The 22,182-nt window shown below is 73.6% G+C and carries 1 protein-coding gene; it reads right to left on the bottom strand.

Annotated features, from left to right (window positions below; genetic code table 11):
* Positions 1-120: 120 nt before the first annotated feature.
* On the bottom strand, positions 121-22,182 hold the full coding sequence (locus tag ACFCY1_RS12060) for an amino acid adenylation domain-containing protein (protein WP_375874407.1): 22,062 nt from the start codon (positions 22,180-22,182) through the stop codon (positions 121-123).

Here is a 22,182-nt window from a genome sequence, read left to right as displayed (position 1 = left end):
GGACTTCTGGAGCTGGTCTCCGGTCTCTCCCCGCGGGCCCGGGGAACCGTGGCCACGGTTGCCCGGGCCCACGGTTCCCCGGCACGCGGTTCCCCGGCCGACGGTTCCCCGGCACGCCGCTCAGGAGAGCCGGCGCATCCTCTCGGCGAGGATCGGCCCGATCACCCGCAGCGCCTCCGGGCCGGCCATCGCGGCGTGGCCGCAGTCGACCGTGCGGTGGTCGAGCGGCCCGTCGATGTACGGGGCCCACATCTCCGGGGTGACCAGGTCGGACGGGTCCTTCCGGGTGGCCGCGAACACGACGGCCTCCGTCGCCACCGGCGTGTGCCGGTGGGCGGGGGTGATCCGGAGGTCGTTGGCCATGACCCGCAGGACGTCGGCGATCCGGTCCTCGGTGAAGTCGGCCACGGCCGCGTGGTGCTCACGGGCCAGCTCCGTGAACCGCGCGTGCGTGAGCGGTTCCCCGTCGCCGACCGGCACCCCGAACGCCGTCAGCAGCGTCCGGTACACCATGGACGTGTCGAGGGTCGCCTCCTCGGCGAGTTCCTCGGCGGTCCTGGGCCGCGCGGGCTGCGCGTCGAGGAGGACCAGGAACGGGACGTCGAACCCGCGCTCCCGCAGCCGGGCCGCCATGGCGTGGGCGACCACCCCGCCGAACGACCAGCCCAGCAACGGGAAGGGGCCCTCGGGACGCAGCCGGAGGAGCTCGGCGATGTAGTCGTCGGCGATCTCCTCGACGCTGCCCGGCAGGTCGTCCGGCTCGGACAGTCCACGGGCCTGGATGCCGTAGACGGGCACCTCCGCGGGCAGGTGCCGCAGCAGTCCGGCGTACGACCAGCTCAGGCCGCCGCCCGGGTGGACGCAGAACAGCGGCACGCCCTCGGCGCGGGGCCGCAGGGGCAGGACGACACCGAAGGCGTCGGCCGTGCCGTCGTGGTCCGCGTCGAGGCGGCGGGCGAGCCCGGCCACGTCGGAGGTCTCGAACAGGGCGCGCAGCGGCAGCTCCACGCCCAGCACGTCCCGGACGCGGTCGATCAGCCGGGTGGCGAGCAGGGAGTGGCCGCCCAGGTCGAAGAACCCGTCGTCCACGCCGACCCGCTCCACCCCGAGGACCTCGGCGAACAGCCCGGCCAGCACCGCCTCCTGGGGGGTGGCGGGCCCGCGGCCGGCGGCGCCCCGGTCCGGGGCCGGCAGGGCCCGGCGGTCGAGCTTGCCGTTCGGGGTCAGCGGCAGGGCGGGCAGGGTGAGCACAACCGACGGCACCATGTACTCGGGCAGCCGCAGGCGCAGGGCGTCCCGGAGGTCGCGGCGTTCGGCGAGGTGCGGCGCGTCGGCCGGCTCGTCGGGCACCACGTAGGCGACCAGCCGCTGGTCTCCCGGCCGGTCCTCCCGTACCACCGCCACGGCGTGCGCCACGCCGGGCTGTTCCCGGAGCAGGACCTCGATCTCGCCCGGTTCGATCCGGAAGCCCCGGATCTTGACCTGCTGGTCGGCCCGGCCGGCGAACTCCAGCAGGCCGTCCCGGTTCCGGCGCACCAGGTCGCCGGTGCGGTACATGCGGGTGCCGGCCGGGCCGTACGGGTCCGCCAGAAAGCGCTGGGCGGTCAGCCCCGGCTGCCCCAGGTACCCGCGCGCCACGCCGGCGCCGGCGATGTACAGCTCGCCCACCACGCCGGGCGGCACCAGGCCGAGGCGCTCGTCGAGGACGTGCACCCGCGTGTTGGCGATCGGCGTTCCGATGGGCGTGCGCTCCGGTGCCGCCCCGGGGGCGATGCCGGCCGCCGTGGACCAGATCGTGGTCTCGGTCGGTCCGTACAGGTTGACGACCTCGGCGGCGCGGGCGGCGAGGTTCCGCGCGAGGTCGGACGGGAGCGCCTCGCCGCCCACCAGGACCCGGAGCCCGTCGAGGCACTCGGGCTGCTCCTCGGCGAGGGCCCGCCACAGCGTGGGGGTCGCCTGCATGACGGTGGCTCCGGTGGCCCGGAGCAGACCGGCGAGCGCGGCGGGCGTGCGGGCCGTGTCACGGTCGGCGAGCACCAGCGTGGCGCCGCTGGTCAGCGGCAGGCAGAGCTCCAGCACGGAGATGTCGAACCCGACGGTCGTCACACCCAGCCAGCGGTCCCCGGTGGTCAGCGGGAAGCGCGCGGCCATGTCGGCGAGGAAGTTCGACAGCGCCCCGTGCTCCACGACCACGCCCTTGGGCGCGCCCGTGGATCCGGAGGTGTAGAGGACGTAGGCCGGGTCCGCGGCACCGGCGACCGGGTCCGGGTCGGTGTCCGGGCACAGCGCCAGGGCGGCCGCGGTGCCGGGGGCGTCGGTGACGACCGTCGCCGAGGAGGGGCGTTCCGCGAGGGCGTCCGCTCCGGCGCCCGTGGCGACGGCGTCGCTGGTGAGCAGGAGGGCGGGGGCGGCCTCGGTGAGGATGTGCGCCACCCGGGCGCTCGGGAACTCCGGGTCGACCGGCAGGTAGGCCGCGCCCGTCTTGAGGACGCCGAGGAGCGCGGCCACCAGGTCCGCCGACCGCTCGTACATCAGCGCCACCGTGTCGCCCGGTCGGACGCCCCGGGCGAGGAGCCAGTGGGCGATCCGGTTGGCCCGGGCGTTCAGCTGGGCATAGCTGAGCCGCGCGGCCCCGGCGACCAGGGCCGTGGCCTCGGGCGTCCGGGCCGCCTGCGCGGCGAACAGCTCCGGCACGGTCGTCGCCGGCACGTCCCGGCCGGTGTCGTTCCAGCCCGACAGCAGCTGTTGCCGCTCCTCGGGGGTGAGGATGTCGACCTGGGCCACCGGCAGTTCCGGCCGCGCGGCCAGCCCCTCCAGCAAGCGCACCCACCGGCCCAGGAACCCCTCGACGGTGGACCGGTCGAAGAGATCGGTCGCGAACTCCGCGACCCCGCGCACCCCGCCACCCGGCTCCTCGACCAGGCTGAGGGTGAGGTCGACCCGGGACACACCCGTGCCCACCGGCTCCTCCGCCACCTCCAGACCCGGCAGCTCGAACCGGGCCTGCTCGGTGTTCTGCAACGCCAGCATCACCTGGAACAGCGGATGCCGAGCCGCCGACCGCCGGGGATTCAACTCCTCCACCAGGTACTCGAACGGCACATCCTGATGCGCGAACGCGCCCAGACCCGCCTCACGCACCCGGCCCACCAGCTCGGCGAACGACGGATCACCCGACACGTCCGTCCGCAGCACCAGCGTGTTCACGAAGAACCCGACCAGATCGTCCAGGGACCCGTCGGAGCGACCGGCCACCGGAGAGCCGATGGGGACGTCCTCCCCCGCACCCAGGCGGGACAGCAGCACGGCGAGACCCGCCTGCAGCACCATGAACAACGTCGCGTTCGACGACCGCGCGAGCTCGCCCAGTGCGCGGTGCAGGTCCGGGCCCAGCTCGAACGACGCCGTCCCTCCCGCGTACGAGGCCACCGCCGGCCGAGCCCGGTCGGCGGGCAGGCTCACCTCCTCCGGAAGTTCCGCCAACTGGCCGCGCCAGTAGGCGATCTGGCCTTCGCGCACCTCGTCCAGGACCTCGCGCTGCCACAGCGTGTAGTCCGCGTACTGCACCGGCAGCGGCTCCCACCCGGGCGCCGCACCCTCCAACCGGGCCGTGTACGCCTCCGCAAGATCACGCGCCAGCGGCGCCAACGACCAACCGTCGCCCGCGATGTGGTGCAGCACGACGAGCAGGACGTGCTCCGACGGGCCCGAGGCGAACAACCACGCCCGGAGCGGGATCTCCGCCGCCAGGTCGAAGGCGTACCGGGCGGCCTCGGCCATCGCGTCGCGCAGTCCGTCGGCGTCGACCTCCACCGTCACCAGCGGGACCGGCGCCTCGGCCAGCACCCGCTGGCACGGCTCGCCGTCCACCTCCGCGAACACCGTCCGCAGCGACTCGTGCCGGCCCACCACGTCGTCCAACGCGGCCGCCAACGCACCCCGGTCCAACGCGCCCGACAACCGCAGCCCCAAGGGCATGTTGTACGTCGCCGACGGACCCTCCAGCCGGTGCAGGAACCACAACCGCTGCTGCGCGAACGACAGCGGCAACCGCTCCGGCCGCACCCCCGCCGCCAACTCCGGGCGCACCACACCACCGGAAGACAACCGCTCCGCCAGCCCGGCCACCGTCGACGACTCGAACACCGCACGCAACGGCAGCTCCACACCCAGCACCGACCGCACACGACTCACCAGCCGTGCCGCCATCAACGAGTGACCGCCCAGACCGAAGAACCCGTCGTCGATCCCGACCCGGTCGACCCCCAGCACCTCCGCGAACAGACCGCAGAGGATCTCCTCCTGCGGCGAGCGCGTCGTCCGCACCGCCCGCGGCGCGTGGTCGGGGTCGGGGTCGGGGTCGGGCAGGGCGGCCCGGTCGAGCGCACCGTCCGCCGTCAGCGGGAGGGCGGGGACGGGCATGACCACCGCGGGCAGCCGGTGGTCCGGCAGCCGGTGCTTCAGGTCCTCGTGCAGGCGCGACACGGAGAACTGGTTCATGACGAGCGGCACCACATAGGCCACCGACCGCGTCGCCTCGCCGTCCACCACCACGGCGGCCTCGGCGACGCCGGGCAGTGTCCGCAGGACGGCTTCGATCTCCAGGGCGGCGGCCAACGGGTCGGCGGGGCCGACGAGTTCCAGGTGCCCGTCGTCGGTCCGGCGGCGGGCCAGGTCACCCGTGCGGTACATCCGCGCGTCCGGCGTACCGAACAGGTCCGGCACCCAGCGCCCCGGGTCGCTGCCGGCCAGGTCGCTCTCCGCGCCCCTGGCGTACAGCTCGCCCACGACACCCCGTGGCACGAGTCGGAGGTTCCGGTCCAGGACGTAGTCCAGCCGCGACAGTTCGCGGTGTTCGTCGGGGGTGAGGATGTCGGCCTGGCCGACCGGCAGCTCCGGCCGCGCGGTCAACGCCTCCAGCAGCCGCACCCAGCGGTCGAGGAGCACCTCGACGGTGGAGCGGTCGAAGAGGTCCGTCGCGAACTCAGCGATTCCCCGCATCCCGCCACCGGGCTCCTCGGCGAGGCTGAGGGTGAGGTCGACCCGGGACACGCCCGTGCCCACCGGTTCCTCCGCCACCTCCAGACCGGGCAGTTCGAATCGCGCCTGCTCGGTGTTCTGCAAGGCCAGCATCACCTGGAACAGCGGATGCCGCGCCGCCGACCGCCGGGGGTTCAACTCCTCCACCAGGTACTCGAACGGCACATCCTGATGCGCCAGCGCGCCCAGACCCGCCTCACGCACCCGACCCACCAGCTCGGCGAACGACGGATCACCCGACACGTCCGTCCGCAGCACCAGCGTGTTCACGAAGAACCCGACCAGATCGTCCAGCGCCTCGTCCGAACGCCCCGCGACGGGAGAACCGATGGGGACGTCCTCCCCCGCACCCAGGCGGGACAGCAACACCGCCAAGGCCGCCTGGAGCACCATGAACACCGTGGCGCCATGGGCACGCGCCACCTCGCCGACGGCACGGTGCAGAGCCGGATCGAGGACGAAGGACGTCATGTCGCCGGCGTACGAGGCCACGGCCGGCCGGGCCCGGTCGGCGGGCGGGCCCACCTCCTCGGGAAGGCCCGCCAACTGGCCACTCCAGTAGGCGATCTGGCCGTCGAGAACGTCGTCCATGACCTCACGCTGCCACAGCGTGTAGTCCGCGTACTGCACCGGCAGCGGCTCCCACCCGGGCGCCGCACCCTCCAGCCGGGCCGCATAGGCCTCGGCCAGGTCACGGGCCAGCGGCGCCATGGACCAGCCGTCACCAGCGATGTGGTGCAGTACGACGAGCAGGACGTGCTCCGACGGACCGGTACCGAACAGCCATGCCCGAATGGGCAGTTCGGTCGAAAGGTCGAAGGCGTACCGCGCGACCTCGTCCAACTCCCGGCGCAAAACTGCCGGTTCGACCTCGGACACCTCGAACGGCACCTGAACTCCGGCCAGCACCCGCTGGCACGGCTCGCCGTCCACCTCCGCGAACACCGTCCGCAGCGACTCGTGCCGACCCACCACGTCATCCAACGCGGCCGCCAACGCACCCCGGTCCAACGCGCCCGACAACCGCATCGCCAACGGCATGTTGTACGTCGCCGACGGACCCTCCAACCGGTGCAGGAACCACAACCGCTGCTGCGCGAAGGACAACGGCAACCGCTCCGGCCGCACCCCCGCCACCAGCTCCGGCCGCACCGCACCACCGGCACCCAACCGCTCCGCCAACCCGGCCACCGTCGGCGACTCGAACACCGCACGCAACGGCAGCTCCACACCCAGCACCGACCGCACACGGCTCACCAGCCGCGTCGCCAGCAGCGAATGCCCGCCCAGGTCGAAGAAGTCGTCGTCGATCCCGACCCGTTCGACCCCCAGCACCTCCGCGAACACCTCGCACAACGCCGCCTCACGCGCCGAACGGGGCCCCCGGCCACCCTCCGACACCGACCCGCCGAAGTCGGGCACCGGCAACGCGGCCCGGTCCACCTTCCCGCTCGGCGTCAGGGGAAGCCGGTCCAGGGGAACGACGGCCGCCGGGACCATGTGGTCCGGCAAGGCGGCCCGCAGGTGTTCCCGGAGCTGCCGGGTGTCGATCCCGGCGCCCTCCTCCGGCACCGCGTAGGCCACCAGGGTGTTCTCCCGGGCGACGACCAGGGCCTGGCGAACCGCCGGATGGGTGGTGAGAGCCGCCTCGATCTCGGCCGGCTCGATCCGGAAGCCCCGGATCTTGACCTGCTGGTCGGCCCGGCCGAGGAACTGGAGGACCCCGTCGGTCGTCCAGCGGGCGAGGTCTCCCGTGCGGTACATGCGGTCGCCGGGTGCGCCGAAGGGGTTGGCCACGAACCGCTCGGCCGTCACTCCCGGCCGCCGCAGGTAACCGTCGGCCAACTGGACTCCGGCGATGTACAACTCGCCGGGGGCGCCGGGAGCCACCGGTCGCAGCGCCGCGTCGAGCACGTACAGGCGGGTGTTCCAGACCGGCCGGCCGATGGGTACGACCCCCGGGTCGGCGACGCTGTGCCAGGAGGTGACGTCCACCGCGGCCTCGGTCGGGCCGTAGAGGTTGTGCAGTTCCGCCTGGGGCAGCGTGTCGTGGAACCGCGCGGCCAGGTCCGCCGGGAGCGCCTCCCCGCTGCACATCACCCGGGTCAGGCCGGTGCAGCGGGCGGTGGACTCGTCGGCGAGGAACGCTTCCAGCATGGACGGCACGAAGTGGACGGTGGTGACGGCCTCCGTCTGGATCAGCCGGCTCAGGTACGCCGGGTCCCGGTGGCCTCCGGGCTCCGCGACCACGAGCGTGGCGCCGGTGACGAGCGGCCAGAAGAACTCCCAGACGGAGACGTCGAAGCTCGACGGGGTCTTCTGGAGCACCCGGTCGTCGGGGCCGAGCCCGTACTCGTCCTGCATCCACAGGAGCCGGTTGACGATGGCCCGCTGCGGGACGACAACGCCCTTGGGGCGCCCGGTGGAACCCGAGGTGTAGATCACGTAGGCGGGAAGGCCGGGGTGCTGTTCGACGGCCGGCCCGGTGGCGTCACCGCCGTCCCCGTCGAGCAGCCCGCTGATCAGGTCGAGGTCGTCGACCACGTACGCGGGCTCCGCGTCACGGCACATGAACGCGGTGCGCTCCGCCGGGTAGTCCAGGTCCAGCGGCAGGTACGCGGCACCGGCCTTGTGCGTGGCCAGGAGCACGGCGACCAGTTCGACCGACCTGGGCAGTGCCACGGCCACCGTGTCGCCCGGTCGGACGCCCTGGGCGATGAGCCAGTGGGCGATCCGGTTGGCCAGGGCGTTCAGCTGCGCGTAGCTCAGCCGTGCGGCCCCGGCGACCAGGGCCGTGGCCTCGGGCGTCCGGGCCACCTGCGCGGCGAACAGCTCCGGCACGGTCGTCGCCGGCACGTCCCGGCCGGTGTCGTTCCAGCCCGACAGCAGCTGGTGCCGCTCCTCGGGGGTGAGGATGTCGGCCTGGCTGACCGGCAGTTCCGGCCGCGCCGCCAGCCCCTGCAACAAGCGCACCCACCGGTCGAGGAACAGCTCGACGGTGGACCGGTCGAACAGGTCCGTCGCGAACTCGGCGATTCCCCGCATCCCGCCGCCGGGCTCCTCGGCGAGGCTGAGCGTGAGGTCCATCCGGGACACGCCCGTGCCCACCGGTTCCTCCGCCACCTCCAGACCGGGCAGTTCGAACCGGGCCTGCTCGGTGTTCTGCAAGGCCAGCATCACCTGGAACAGCGGATGCCGCGCCGCCGACCGCCGGGGGTTCAACTCCTCCACCAGGTACTCGAACGGCACATCCTGATGCGCCAAGGCACCCAGACCCGCCTCACGCACCCGACCCACCAACTCGGCGAACGACGGATCACCCGACACATCCGTCCGCAGCACCAGCGTGTTCACGAAGAACCCGACCAGATCATCCAGCGCCTCGTCCGAACGCCCCGCCACCGGCGAACCGATGGGGACGTCCTCCCCCGCACCCAACCGGGACAACAGCACGGCGAGGCCAGCCTGCAACACCATGAACAACGTGGCGTTCGACGACCGCGCGAGCTCGCCCAGTGCACGGTGCAGGTCCGGATCGAGGGCGAAGGTGGTCACGTCACCCGTGTACGAGGCGACTGCCGGCCGCACGCGGTCAGCGGCCAGGCTCACCTCCTGCGGGAGCTCCGCCAACTGGCCGCGCCAGTACGCGATCTGGCCGTCGCGCACCTCGTCCAGGACCTCGCGCTGCCACAGCGTGTAGTCCGCGTACTGCACCGGCAGCGGCTCCCACCCCGGCGCCGCACCCTCCAGCCGGGCCGTGTACGCCTCGGCCAGATCACGGGCCAGCGGCGCCATGGACCAGCCGTCACCAGCGATGTGGTGCAGCACGACGAGCAGGACGTGCTCCGACGGACCGGTACTGAACAGCCAGGAACGGATGGGCAGTTCAGTCGAGAGGTCGAAGGCGTACCGCGCGGCCTCGTCCAACTCCCGGCGCAAAACTGCCGGTTCAACCTCGCACACCTCGAACGCCGCCCGGACCCCGGTCAGCACCCGCTGGCACGGCTCGCCGTCCACCTCCGCGAACACCGTCCGCAGCGACTCGTGCCGGCCCACCACGTCATCCAACGCGGCCGCCAACGCACCCCGGTCCAGCACACCCGACAAGCGCAGCCCCAAGGGCATGTTGTACGTCGCCGACGGACCCTCCAACCGGTGCAGGAACCACAACCGCTGCTGAGCGAAGGACAGCGGCAACCGCTCCGGCCGCTCCCCCGCCACCAGCTCCGGCCGCGCCACCGCACCCGAAGCCAGCCGCTCGACCAGCCCGGCCACCGTCGGCGACTCGAACACCGCACGCAGCGGCAGCTCCGCACCCATCCGTTCACGGACACGGCTCATCAACCGCATCACCAGCAGCGAATGGCCGCCCAGGTCGAAGAAGTCGTCGTCGATCCCGACCCGTTCGACTCCCAGCACCTCCGCGAACACCTCGCACAGCGCCGCCTCACGCGCCGAACGGGGCCCCCGGCCGCCCTCCGACACCAGGGCGCCGAAGTCGGGCGCCGGCAACGCGGCCCGGTCCACCTTCCCGTTCGGCGTCAGGGGTATGGCGGGGACGGTCGTGATCAGGGAGGGGACCATGTACTCCGGGAGCCGCCCGCGCAGTTCCCCGGCGATCGCGGACGGGTCGAACCCCGTGCCGGGCTCGGTCACCACGTAGGCGACCAGACGGACATCGCCCTCCCGGACGGTGTGGACGACGACGGTGGCGTGCGCCACTCCGGCGCAGCGCCGCAGCCCCGACTCGACCTCGCCCGGTTCGATCCGGAAGCCCCGGATCTTGACCTGGTGGTCGGCCCGGCCGGCGAACTCCAGCAGGCCGTCCCGGTTCCAGCGGGCGAGGTCGCCGGTGCGGTACATGCGGGTGCCGGCCGGGCCGTACGGGTCCGCCACGAAGCGCTGGGCGCTGAGCCCCGGCTGCCCCAGGTACCCGCGCGCCATACCGGCGCCGGCGACGTACAGCTCGCCCACCACGCCGGGCGGCACCAGGCCGAGGCGCTCGTCGAGGACGTACACCTGCTTGCCGGTGATCGGCCGGCCGATCGGCAGGGACGGCTCGGGGTCGTGGCCGGGCGCCATCGCGTGCAGGGTGGCGAAGGTGGTGGTCTCACCCGGTCCGTAGCCGTTGACCACGGTGAGGTCCGGGCAGGCCGCCATGACGCGCCGCACCGGGCCCTGCGGGACGACCTCGCCGCCGGTGAAGACCTGGCGCATGGACGCGAAGCAGTCGGGGTGGTCCTCGGCCATCGCCTTGAACAGTCCTGCGGTGATCCACATGGAGGTGATGCCGTGGTCGCGGACGATGTCGCGCAGATGCGGTCCGTCGAGCGGCACGTCGGGGGCGATGACGACCCGGCCGCCGAGCAGGAGGGGCATCCACAGCTCGAACGGCAGGGCGTCCCAGGCGGTCGGCGAGTGGAGGAGCACCCGTGCGGGGTACCCGCCGACCACGGGGTCGTCGGCCAGGGACGTGATGTCGGCGTGGGTGAGCCCGATGCCCTTCGGGGTGCCGGTGGATCCGGACGTGTAGATGACGCAGGCCAGCTGGTCGGGGTCGGGGGCCGCGCCGCGGTCGCCGGCGGGCGGGGCGGACGGGGACGTGGACGGGACGTGTGCGGCGTCGTCCTGGACGAGCAGCACCTGGTCCCCGGGCACGAAGGCCGGGACGCGGGTCGGCGAGTCGGTCAGCAGCAGGTTGACGTCGTTGTCCGCCCACATCCTGCGGACCTGGCTCTCCGGGTAGCGCGCGTCGAGCGACAGGTACATTCCGCCGGCCTTGACCACGGCCAGCACCGCGACCACGAAGCCGATCGACCGCGGCATGGCGATGGCCACCAGGCGTTCCGCGCCGACACCACGGCCGGTCAGCTCGTGGGCGAGGCGGTCGGCCCGCTCGTCGAGCTGGGCGTACGTGAGCCGGGTGCCGTCGGCGACGACCGCGACGGCGTCGGGGACCCGCTCGACCTGCGCCCGGAACGCCGTGACCAGGCTGCGCGCGGGCAGGTCCGTGTCGTTCCGGCCCGACAGGAGCTGCCGGCGCTCCTCGGGGGTGAGGATGTCGACCTGGGCCACCGGCAGTTCCGGCCGCGCGGTCAGCCCCTCCAGCAACCGCACCCACCGGTCGAGGAGCACCTCGACGGTGGACCGGTCGAAGAGGTCCGTCGCGAACTCGGCGACTCCGCGCATCCCGCCGTCAGGGTCCTCGGCGAGGCTGAGGGTGAGGTCGACCCGGGACACGCCCGTGCCCACCGGCTCCGCCACCACCTCCAGGCCCGGCAGTTCGAACCGGGCCTGCTCGGTGTTCTGCAACGCCAGCATCACCTGGAACAGCGGATGCCGCGCCGCCGACCGCCGGGGATTCAACTCCTCCACGAGGTACTCGAACGGCACGTCCTGATGCGCCAGGGCGCCCAGACCGGCCTCACGCACCCGGCCCACCAGCTCGGCGAACGACGGATCACCCGACACGTCCGTCCGCAGCACCAGCGTGTTCACGAAGAACCCGACGAGGTCGTCCAGCGCCTCGTCCGAACGCCCCGCCACCGGCGAACCGATGGGGATGTCCTCCCCCGCACCCAACCGGGACAACAGCACGGCCAACGCCGCCTGGAGCACCATGAACACCGTGGCGTCATGGGCCCGCGCCACCTCGCCGACGGCACGGTGCAGGGCCGGGCTCAGCCCGAACGACGCCGTCTCTCCCGCGTACGAGGCCAGGGCCGGCCGAGCCCGGTCGGCGGGCGGGCTCACCTCCTCCGGCAGGCCAGCCAACTGACCGCGCCAATACGTGAGTTCATCTTCCCTTACACCGTCCAGCAGCTCGCGCTGCCACAGCGTGTAGTCCGCGTACTGCACCGGCAGCGGCTCCCACCCCGGCGCCGCACCCTCCAGCCGGGCCGCATAGGCCTCGGCCAGGTCACGGGCCAGCGGCGCCATGGACCACCCGTCGCCCGCGATGTGGTGCAGCACCACGAGCAGGACGTGCTCCGACGGGCCGGTACCGAACAGCCAGGAACGGATGGGCAGTTCGGCCGCCAGGTCGAAGGCGTACCGCGCCGCGCCCGCCAACGCCGCATCCAGAGCTGCGGGTTCGACCTCGGACACCTCGAACGGCACCCGCACGCCGGTCAGCACCCGCTGGTACGACGCGCCGTCCACCTCCGCGAACACCGTCCGCAGCGACTCGTGCCGGCCCGCCACGTCATCCAGCGCGGCCCTCAACGCACCCCGGTCCAGCACACCCGACAACCGCAGCGCGAGCGGCATGTTGTACGTCGCCGACGGCCCCTCCAACCGGTGCAGGAACCACAGGCGCTGCTGGGCGAACGACAGCGGCAACCGCTCCGGCCGCACCCCCGCCACCAGCTCCGGGCGCACCGCACCGCCGGAGGACAACCGCTCGACCAGCCCGGCCACCGTCGGAGTCTCGAACACCGCGCGCAACGGCAGTTCCACGCCCAGCACCGAGCGCACCCGGCTCACCAGCCGCGTCGCCAGCAGCGAATGCCCGCCCAGGTCGAAGAAGTCGTCGTCGATCCCGGCCCGGTCGACTCCCAGCACCTCCGCGAACAGGCCGCAGAGGATCTCCTCCCGCGGTGTACGGGGCCCGCGTGCCGACCGCGACGCGTAGTCGGGAGCCGGGAGGGCCCGCCGGTCGAGTTTGCCGCTGGAGGTGAGCGGCAGCGCGTCGAGGGCGATGACGGCGGACGGCACCATGTACTCGGGCAGCCGTTGCCGCAGGGCGTCCCGCAGCCCGGCCAGGACGCGTCCGGTCGTCCGGGAGCCCAGGGGATTGTTCACCAGGGCCGACAGGGGCTTGTCCTGGGTGTACGCCGGTCGGTGCACGTCCGTGTAGACGGCGTCCGCGCGCCCGCCGGGAACGAGTACGGCGTCGATGGCGTCCGGCGCCCCGGGTGCCCAGGTGGTCAGCACCTGGCAGCCGTGCCGCTCGCCCCACTCGTGCAGGGCCTCCGGGTCGACGGCCCCGGGTGCGGTCCCGTCGGCCCGCCCCGTGCTCAGCCGGGCGCGGAGCCGCTGTGGCGACGCCTCGTGCGCGAGTTCCTCCGCCGCCGCGACCTCTCCGGTCAGCCGGCTGTTGACGAGGCCGGTGACCCGGACAGGACCGGCCCCGGAGGTGAGGGCGTCCAGGCCTGCCAGGTCCTGGAGGCTCGTGAGATCGCGGCCCCAGACGAGTTCCGGCACGTTCGCGAGGGACTCGGCCCGGGCGGTCCCGTCCGCCTTGTGCAGGACGACCTCGTAGCGGTGCCTGGTCAGCTCGTTGTGGTGGGCGCCGCGCTTGAGCCGGATGTCGACGCCGGCCACCGCCTCGGGGTGGCGCCGCGCCCAGACGGTGAAGAAGTCCGGGTCGATGACCAGTTCCTTCTCCATGATCACCGCGTGTTCCACGGCCGCCCTGAGCTGCTCGCCGGTGCTGTCCTCCGCCGCGTGGCCGAGGTGGATCCCGGTCTGGAAGGCGCGCAGCGAGCCGCGGTGGCGGACGTCGCCCACGACGATGCGCCCGCCGGGGGCGAGCCGGCCGAGCGCGCCGTCCAGGACCCGGGCCAGGTAGTCGGCGTCGGGGAAGTACTGGATGATCGAGTTGAGGACGACGGTGTCGAAGTACTCGGCCGGGATGTCGTCCACGACGTCGGCGGGCCGGCACAGCAGCCGTACCCGGTCGGCGAGTCCGGCGGTCTCGCACTGCGCGGTGAGGCGTTCGATCACGGGCGCGGAGAAGTCCGTCGCCCAGTAGGTCTCGGCCCGGGGGGCCAGCGGGCCGAAGAGCAGGCCGGAGCCCACGCCGATCTCCAGGACGCGCCGGGGCGGGCGTTCCGTGATGCGCCGCACCGCGGCGTCGCGCCAGTCGCGCATCTCGTCGAGCGGGATCGGCTCACCGGTGTAGGAGCTGTTCCAGCCCGTGAAGTCCTGGCCGAACCCGGGTGTCTCCGTCCCGGCGCCGCCGTAGACGTCGTCGTAGATCTCGCGCCACTCGTCCACCTGGTCGTCCTCGGCGCCCTCGCCCTCGGGCACGATGTACGCGACGAGCCGCGGGTCGCCCTCGCGGTCCTCGCGGACCACCACCACGGCCTGGGCGACACCGGACTGCTCGCGCAGGACGGCCTCGATCTCGCCGGGTTCGATCCGGAAGCCGCGGACCTTGACCTGCTGGTCGGCCCGGCCCAGGTACTCGAGTTGCCCCTCCGCCGTCCAGCGCACGACGTCGCCCGTGCGGTACATGCGGGTGCCGGCCGGGCCGAACGGATCGGCCACGAAGCGCTGGGCGCTGAGCCCGGGCCGGTCGAGGTAGCCGCGGGCCAGGCCCGCGCCCGCCAGGTACAGCTCGCCGGGGACGCCCGGCGGTACCGGCCGCAGGCGTTCGTCCAGGACCCGGACCCGGGTGTTGTCGACGGGGCGTCCGATCGGTACGTCACCGCCGGTGAGCGGCTCGCTGATGGCCGCGACGACCGTGGACTCGGTCGGGCCGTAGGCGTTGACCATGCGGCGTCCCGGCGACCAGGTCCGCACCAGGTCGGCGCCGCACGCCTCGGCTCCCACGATCAGGGTGCGGAACCCGGTGAGCGCCTCGGCGGATCCGGCCGGCAGGGTGCCGAGCACGGACGGCGGGATGAGCGCGTGGGTGATCCGGCGGTCGGCCAGGACGTCGGCCAGTTCGGCGCCGACGAGGCGGTCCCGGCCGCCCAGGACGAGGGCGGCGCCGGCCGCGAAGGCCATGGTCAGTTCGAGGACGGCCGCGTCGAAGCCGGGCGACGACAGCTGGAGCACCCGGGAGTCGGGGGTGACCGCGCACTGTCGCAGCAGGGTGCTCGCCAGGCTCCCGAGGCCCTGGTGGGTGACGACGACGCCCTTGGGCACGCCGGTGGAGCCGGAGGTGTGGATGACGTAGGCCGGGTGGCCGGGGTGCGGCGGTGCGGCGGGCTCCGGGTCGTGGTCGGGGCAGCCGGCCAGGGCGGCGGCCGTCCCCGGGTCGTCGGTGGCCACGGTCTCGGTGCCGTCGTGCAGGGTGCCGATCGTGTCGGCGAGCGCCCGGGTGGTCAGGATCAGCTCCGGGGCGGCGTCGGCCAGGATGTGGCCGACCCGCTCGGCGAGGTACTCGGGGTCGAGGGGGACGTAGGCGGCGCCCGCTTTGAGGACGCCGAGGACGGCCGCGATCTGCTCGGGCGAGCGCTCGTAGAGGACGGCCACGTGCTGCTCGGCGCCGATGCCCCGGGCGCGCAGCCAGTGGGCGATCCGGTTGGCGCGGGCGTCCAGTTCCCGGTAGGTCAGTTCGACGTCCTCGCAGACCAGGGCCGTCGCGTCGGGGGTGCGGGCGGCCTGGGCGGCGAACAGCGTCGGCAGGCTCGACCCGGTGGTGTCGCGGGTGGGGCCGGCGTTCCACCCGGTGATCCGCGCGTGCTCCCGCGGGGTGAGGATGTCCGCCGCGCCGATGGGGGCCGCGGGGTCGTGGAGCAGGGCGCGCATGAACGCGGTCCACCGGTGGATCAGGGCGTCGACGGTGGAGGCGTCGAAGAGCTCCGTGGCGTACTCGACGTAGGCGTCGATGCCGGCGGGTTCGCCGTTCGCGCCGTGGCTCTCCGTCAGGCTGAAGAAGAGGTCGAAGCGGGAGGTCCCGGTGCCGACGAGTTCCGGGCGGACGTCGAGTCCGGGCATCCGGAACCGGGCCTGCTCGTTGTTCTGCAGGGTCAGGGCCACCTGGAACAGCGGGTGGTGGGCGGTCGAACGGTGCGGGTTGATCTCCTCCACCAGGGACTCGAAGGGGACGTCCTGGTGGGCGTAGGCGGCGAGGCTGGTCTCCCGTACCCGGCCGACGAGTTCGGCGAACGACGGGTCGCCCGAGGTGTCCGTGCGCAGGACCAGCATGTTGACGAAGAAGCCCACCAGCCGGTCGAGCGCCTCGTCGGTCCGGCCGGCGATGCCGCTGCCGAGCGGGATGTCGGTGCCGGCGCCGAGCCGGGTCAGCAGGGCGGCGAGAGCGGCTTGCAGGACCATGAAGACGGTGGCGTCGAGGGCGCGGGCCAGTTCGCTCAGCGCGCGGTGCAGGTCCGGGTCGAGCGCGAAGGGGGTCACGTCTCCGGCGTACGAGGCCACGGCGGGCCGCGCCCGGTCGGCGGGGGCGCTCACCTCCGTCGGGAGGTCGGCCAACTCCTGTCGCCAGTAGTCTACTTGGCGGCCGAAGAGGCTGTCGGGATCGTCCGCCCCACCCAGGAGGTCCCGCTGCCAGAGGGTGTAGTCCGCGTACTGCACCGGCAGCGACTCCCACCCCGGCGCCGCACCCTCCAGCCGGGCCGCGTAGGCCTCGGCCAGGTCGCGGGCCAGCGGCACCATGGACCACCCGTCGCCCGCGATGTGGTGCAGCACGACGAGCAGGACGTGTTCGGTCGGTCCGGCGCTGAACAGCCAGGACCGGATGGGCACTTCGGCCGCCAGGTCGAAGGCGTACCGGGCGGCCTCGTCCAACTCCCCGCGCAGGTCGGCGGTCTCGAGCCGCCGCGTCTCCACCGGCACCTCGAACTCGGCCAGCACCCGCTGGCACGGCTCGCCGTCCACCTCCTCGAACACCGTCCGCAGCGACTCGTGCCGGCCCACCACGTCGTTCAGCGCGGCCGCCAGCGCCGCCGGGTCCGGCTCCCCCGACATCCACAGCGCGAGCGGCACGTTGTACGTCGCCGACGGGCCCTCCAATTTGTGCTGGAACCAGAGGCGTTGCTGCGCGAAGGAGAGGGGAAGGACGTCCGGTCGGGAGACGGGCGCGAGGCGGGTGCGCCGCTCCCCGGTTCCGTGACCGAGACGCAGTGCCAGGGCGCCCGGGCTCGGGTGCTCGAACAGCTCGCCAGGCTGGATCTCGGCGTCGAGGACACCGCGGACGCGGCTGATCAGGCGGGTGGCGAGCAGGGACTGGCCGCCGATGTCGAAGAAGCTGTCGCCGGGTGCCACCCGGGTGAGGCCGAGCAGTTCGGCGAAGAGCCCGCAGAGGACCGCCTCCCGGGCGTGCGGCTCGTCGGCGCCCAGGATCTCGACGGGGGCGAGGTGGGCCGGCAGGCGGTCGCGGAGCTCCTGGAGCACCTTCGGGGACGGGCCGGGCAGGACGTAGGCCACGAGCCTGGTCTCGGCCCGGGCCGTCGTCCGCTCCTGCTCCTGCTCCTGCCCCGCGGGATCTTCGGCCCGCACCAGGACGGGGATCGCGTGGGAGACCTCGGGGTGTTCGAGCAGCTGGTCGCGCAGTCGGTCGAGCAGACGGCGGCCCCGCTCGTCCTCCCGGCCGCCGGACAGCAGGCCGGCCAGGGAGAACGACTCGGCGCCGGTGGCCGCGATCCGGCGCGGGCGGCGTACCAGTCGGCGCAGGACGGAGGGCACCGGCCCGGCGGAGCGCTCGCGCAGGCCGACAGTGTCCAGGCGGACGGGAGCCACCACGGGCCGGCGGGCGCGGATCGCGAGGTCGAGGAGGGCGAGGGCCCGCGGCGTGGGCAGCGGCAGGACGCCGGAGCGCCGGATGCGGCCGAGGTCGCCCTCGTCGAGGCCGGCGGTCATGCCGGACTCCTGCTCCCACAGCCCCCACGCGAGCGAGAGGCCCGGCAGCCCACGAGCTGACCGCTCCTGCGCCAGCGCGTCCAGGAAGGTGTTCGCCGCCGCGTAGTTCGCCTGACCGGCACCGCCGATCAGGCCCGACACCGAGGAGTACACGACGAACGCGGCCAGCCCGGGGCACCGCTCCCGCGTCACCTCGTGCAACGCCCACGCGCCGTCCACCTTCGACCGCAGCACCTCCCCGAGCGCCTCCGCACCCAGCGACACCAGCACCCCGTCGCGCAGCACACCCGCCAGGTGGAACACGCCCGTCAGCGGACGCCGGGCCACCACCTCGTCGACCAGCACCCCCAACGCCACCCGGTCGGCCGCGTCACACGCCCGCACCTCCACAGTGCGGGCACCCAACCCCAGCAGCTCGTCCCGCAGTGTCGCCGCCCCGGGCGCCTCCACACCCCGACGGCCCACCAGCACCAGGTGCCGCACCCCACACGCCACCACCAGATGACGCGCCAGCAACGCCCCCAGCACCCCCGTACCACCGACCAGCAAGACCGCCCCCTCCGGATCCAACGACACCGGGGCCCGGAACTCGGCCGGTGCCGTCCGGGTGAGCCGGGGGGCGAGCAGGGTGCCGTCTCGCAGGGCGAGTTGCGGTTCGCCGGTCGCGAGGGCCGCGGCCAGGACGCCGCGGTCCGGGTCGGTGTCGACGTCCAGGAGGACGAAGCGGTCCGGGTGCTCGGTCTGGGCGGAGCGCAGCAGACCCCACAGGACCGAGGCGGACAGCGCGCTCACGCCCTCGTCGGGGGCGGTCGCGACGGCCCCGCGGGTGAGGACGACGAGGCGCGAGCGGGTCAACCGCCCCTCGGCCAGCCAGTCCTGCAGCACCTCCAGCGCGCGCTGGGCGACGGCCCGGGCCGCGCCGGGCACGTCCCGCCCGTCGCCCTCCACGTCCAGGCAGGGGAGGATCACCGTGCCGGGCACCTCGGCGGCCCGGGCCAGGGCGGCCGGGTCGGGGTACGCCACGGCACCGGGGAGAGCGAGCCCGTCGGCGGAGCCGAGCACGCCCAAGGAGTCTTCGGAGGAGGGCCGGACGGCGTGGCCGCCGAGTGCGGTCCAGTCCAGGTGGAACAGGTCGTCGTGGACCTCGGACTCGACCTCGGCCGTGTCCTCGGTGTTCTGACTCATCGTCACTTCGGCGATGCTCAGCACCGGTTCGCCCATCGCGTCCACCGCGAACACCCGCGCGGTGCCGGCTCCCGTGGGCGTCAGCGACACCTGCAGCGCGGTGGCCCCGCTGGCGTACAGCTCGACGCCGGACCAGGTGCGGGGCGCACCGGTTCCGGCGAACGGTCGCAGTGCGGCGGCCAGCAGCACCGGGTGCACGCCGTACCCCACGGGGTCGGTGTGGGACGGGAGTTCCACATCCGCCCGGAGAACCTCGTGGTCCGGGCCCGTGGCGGCCGGCGCCGGCCCGGCGTCGACCGGGGTCTCGGTCAGTTCCCCGGTGGCGTGCCGGATCCAGGTTCCGGAAGCCCGCGAGAAGACGGCGAGGGAGCAGCGGCCGCGGCCCAGCGCCTCGACCACGACCTGCACGTCGGTCGCGGTCCGTCCGAGGCTCAGGGGCGTCTCGACGGTCAGCCGCTCCAGCCGGTCGCACCCGGCCCGGTCGGCCGCGGCCAGCGCCAGTTCGAGCAGTACGGCGTGCGGAACGTCCGCGGCCCAGGGGTGGGTCGTGGGCGAGAGCCGGCCGGTGAGCACCCAGCCGGTCCCGTCGGGCCGCTCGACCGCCGCGCCCAGCAGCGGGTGCCCCACCGTCTCGAGACCCGCGGAGGCCACGTCCGCGACGGCGGTGTCCTCCTTCAGCCAGTAGGACCGGCGCTGGAAGGCGTAGGTCGGCAGCTCCACCGGCCGCGCCCCGGCGAAGAGCGGGGACCAGTCGACGGGCAGTCCGCCGGTGTGGAGGCGGGCCGCGTTCGTGAGGATCTGCCGGACGGCCCCGTGGTCACGGCGCAGGGAGCCCACGACGACCCGCTCGCCGCCGAGGGTCTCCTCGATGCCGGCGGTCAGGACGGGGTGCGGGCTGGATTCCACGACGAACCCGTGGCCGCCGTCGGCCGCGGCCTGGACGGCCTCCTGGAACCGGATCGGCCGCCGGAGGTTCTCGTACCAGTAGTCGGCGTCCAGCCGCGCGGTGTCGAGGGCGGTCGCGGTGACGCTGGAGTAGAAGGCGGTGTCGCAGGTCGTGGGGGTGATGCCGGCCAGCTCCGCCAGGAGCTGCTCACGCAGCGGCTCGACGCTCGCGGAGTGGGAGGCGTAGTCGACGTCGATGCGGCGGCTCACGATCCCGCCCGCCTCGCAGCGGGCCGTGAGCTGGTCGAGGGCCTCGGGGCCGCCCGAGACCACGGTCGAGGAGGGGCCGTTGACCGCGGCGATCTCGGCATGGCCGTCGACGGTGGCCAGCAGTGCGCGCACGTCCTCGACCGGGGCGGCGACGGAGACCATGCCACCGGTGCCCGCCAGGCGCAGCAGGGCCCGGCTGCGGATGGCGACGATCTTGGCCGAGTCGTCCAGGGACAGCGCTCCCGCGACATGGGCGGCGGCGATCTCGCCCTGGGAGTGGCCCACCACCGCGTCGGGACGCACGCCCAGGGAGCGCCAGACCGCGGCCAGTCCGATCATCACGGCCCAGAGGGCCGGCTGGACGACGTCGACCCGGTGCAGCGGGGGTGCGCCGTCACGGCCGTTCAGCACGTCGAGCAGGGACCAGTCGACGTACGGGGTCAGGGCCTGGTCGCAGGCGCGGAGCTGTTCCTCGAACGCCGGTGACCCGGCGAGCAGTTCCCGTGCCATGCCGGCCCACTGGGAGCCCTGGCCGGGGAAGACGAAGACGGTGCCGCGCCGACCGTCGGGGGGCGTGGTGGAGGGCGTGACGGTGACGTTGTCCGCCGTGCCGCCCTCGGCCAGGACGCGCAGTCCGGCGAGCAGTTCCTCCCGGTCGGCGCCCGTCACGACGGCACGCTGCTCGAACAGCGAGCGCTGCGCGACCAACGACCAGCCGACGCTGCCCGCTCCGATCTCCGGGCGCTCCGTCAGGTGCTCCGCCAGCCGGCCGGCCTGCGCCCGCAGCGCCTCCACCGACCGGCCGGACACCACCCACGGCACCACATCATCAACAGGGTTATCGGGAAAGGTAGTTGCTTCTTCGGCGACCCCTTCCACGATCACATGCGCGTTCGTCCCACTGATCCCGAACGACGACACACCCGCCCGCCGCGGCCGGCCCACCTCAGGCCACTCCCGCGCCTCGGCCAGCAGCTCCACCCCGCCCGAGGACCAGTCCACATGCGACGACGGCACCTCCGCGTGCAACGTCCGCGGCAGCACCCCGTGCCGCATCGCCAACACCATCTTCATCACACCCGCCACACCCGCCGCGGCCTGCGTATGACCGATGTTCGACTTCACCGACCCCAGCCACAACGGCACTTCACGCCCCGCCCCATAGGCGGACAGCAAGGCCTGCGCCTCGATCGGATCCCCCAACCGCGTCCCCGTCCCGTGCGCCTCCACCGCATCGACGTCACCCGCCGCCAACCCGGCATCCCCCAACGCCCCGCGCACCACCCGCACCTGCGCCCGACCACTCGGCGCCGTCAACCCGTTCGACGCACCGTCCTGGTTCACCGCCGAACCCCGCAGCACCCCCAACACCCGGCGCCCAGCCCGCCGCGCGTCCGACAACCGCTCCAGCACCAGCACGCCGCAGCCCTCACCGAACCCCGTGCCGTCGGCCCCCTCGCCGAACGCCCGGCACCGGCCGTCCGGGGACAGACCGCCCTGTTTGCCGAGTTCGACGAGCGTGGACGGGCCCGCCATGACGGTGACACCGCCGGCCAGCGCCATCGCGCACTCGCCCCGCCGCAGCGACTGCACCGCCAGGTGCAGCGCCACCAGCGACGACGAGCACGCCGTGTCCACCGACACGGCCGGGCCCTCCAGCCCCAGCACATAGGCCACCCGGCCGGACGCGACACTGGCCGTGTTCCCCGTACCGGCGTAGCCCTCGGCCTCGGCGGGGACGGAGGACAGCCGGGAGACGTACTCCCCGGAGATCAGCCCGGTGAAGACACCGGTCGCACTGCCCTTCAGGGTGTCGGGACGGATCCCCGCCCGCTCCAACGCCTCCCAGGACACCTCCAGCAGCAGCCGCTGCTGCGGGTCCATCGCCTCGGCCTCGAGCGGCGAGACGCCGAAGAACCCCGCGTCGAACAGGTCCGCGTCGTGCAGGAAGCCGCCGCTCCGGGTGGGGATCGAGCCGGGTCCCCGCGCGTCCTGGTCCCGGGCCGGGGCGCCGGAGCCGTCCAGGTTCCATCCCCGTCCCTCGGGGAAGCCGGAGATCGCGTCGCGCCCCTCCGACAGCAGCTGCCACAGGTCCTCCGGCGAGCTCACCCCGCCCGGGTAGCGGCACCCCATCCCCACGATCGCGATGGGTTCGTGGGCCTTCTCCTCCAGTTCCCTGGTCTGCTGTCGTGCCTCGCGCAGGTCCGCCGTGGCGCGCTTGAGGTAGTCGCGGAGCTTGGCTTCGTTGGACAT

The sequence above is a fragment of the Kitasatospora sp. NPDC056273 genome, from assembly GCF_042268845.1.
Lineage (GTDB): Bacteria > Actinomycetota > Actinomycetes > Streptomycetales > Streptomycetaceae > Kitasatospora.
Note: the sequence above shows the minus strand (reverse complement) of the source record. Positions and strands in the feature narration are given on the sequence as shown.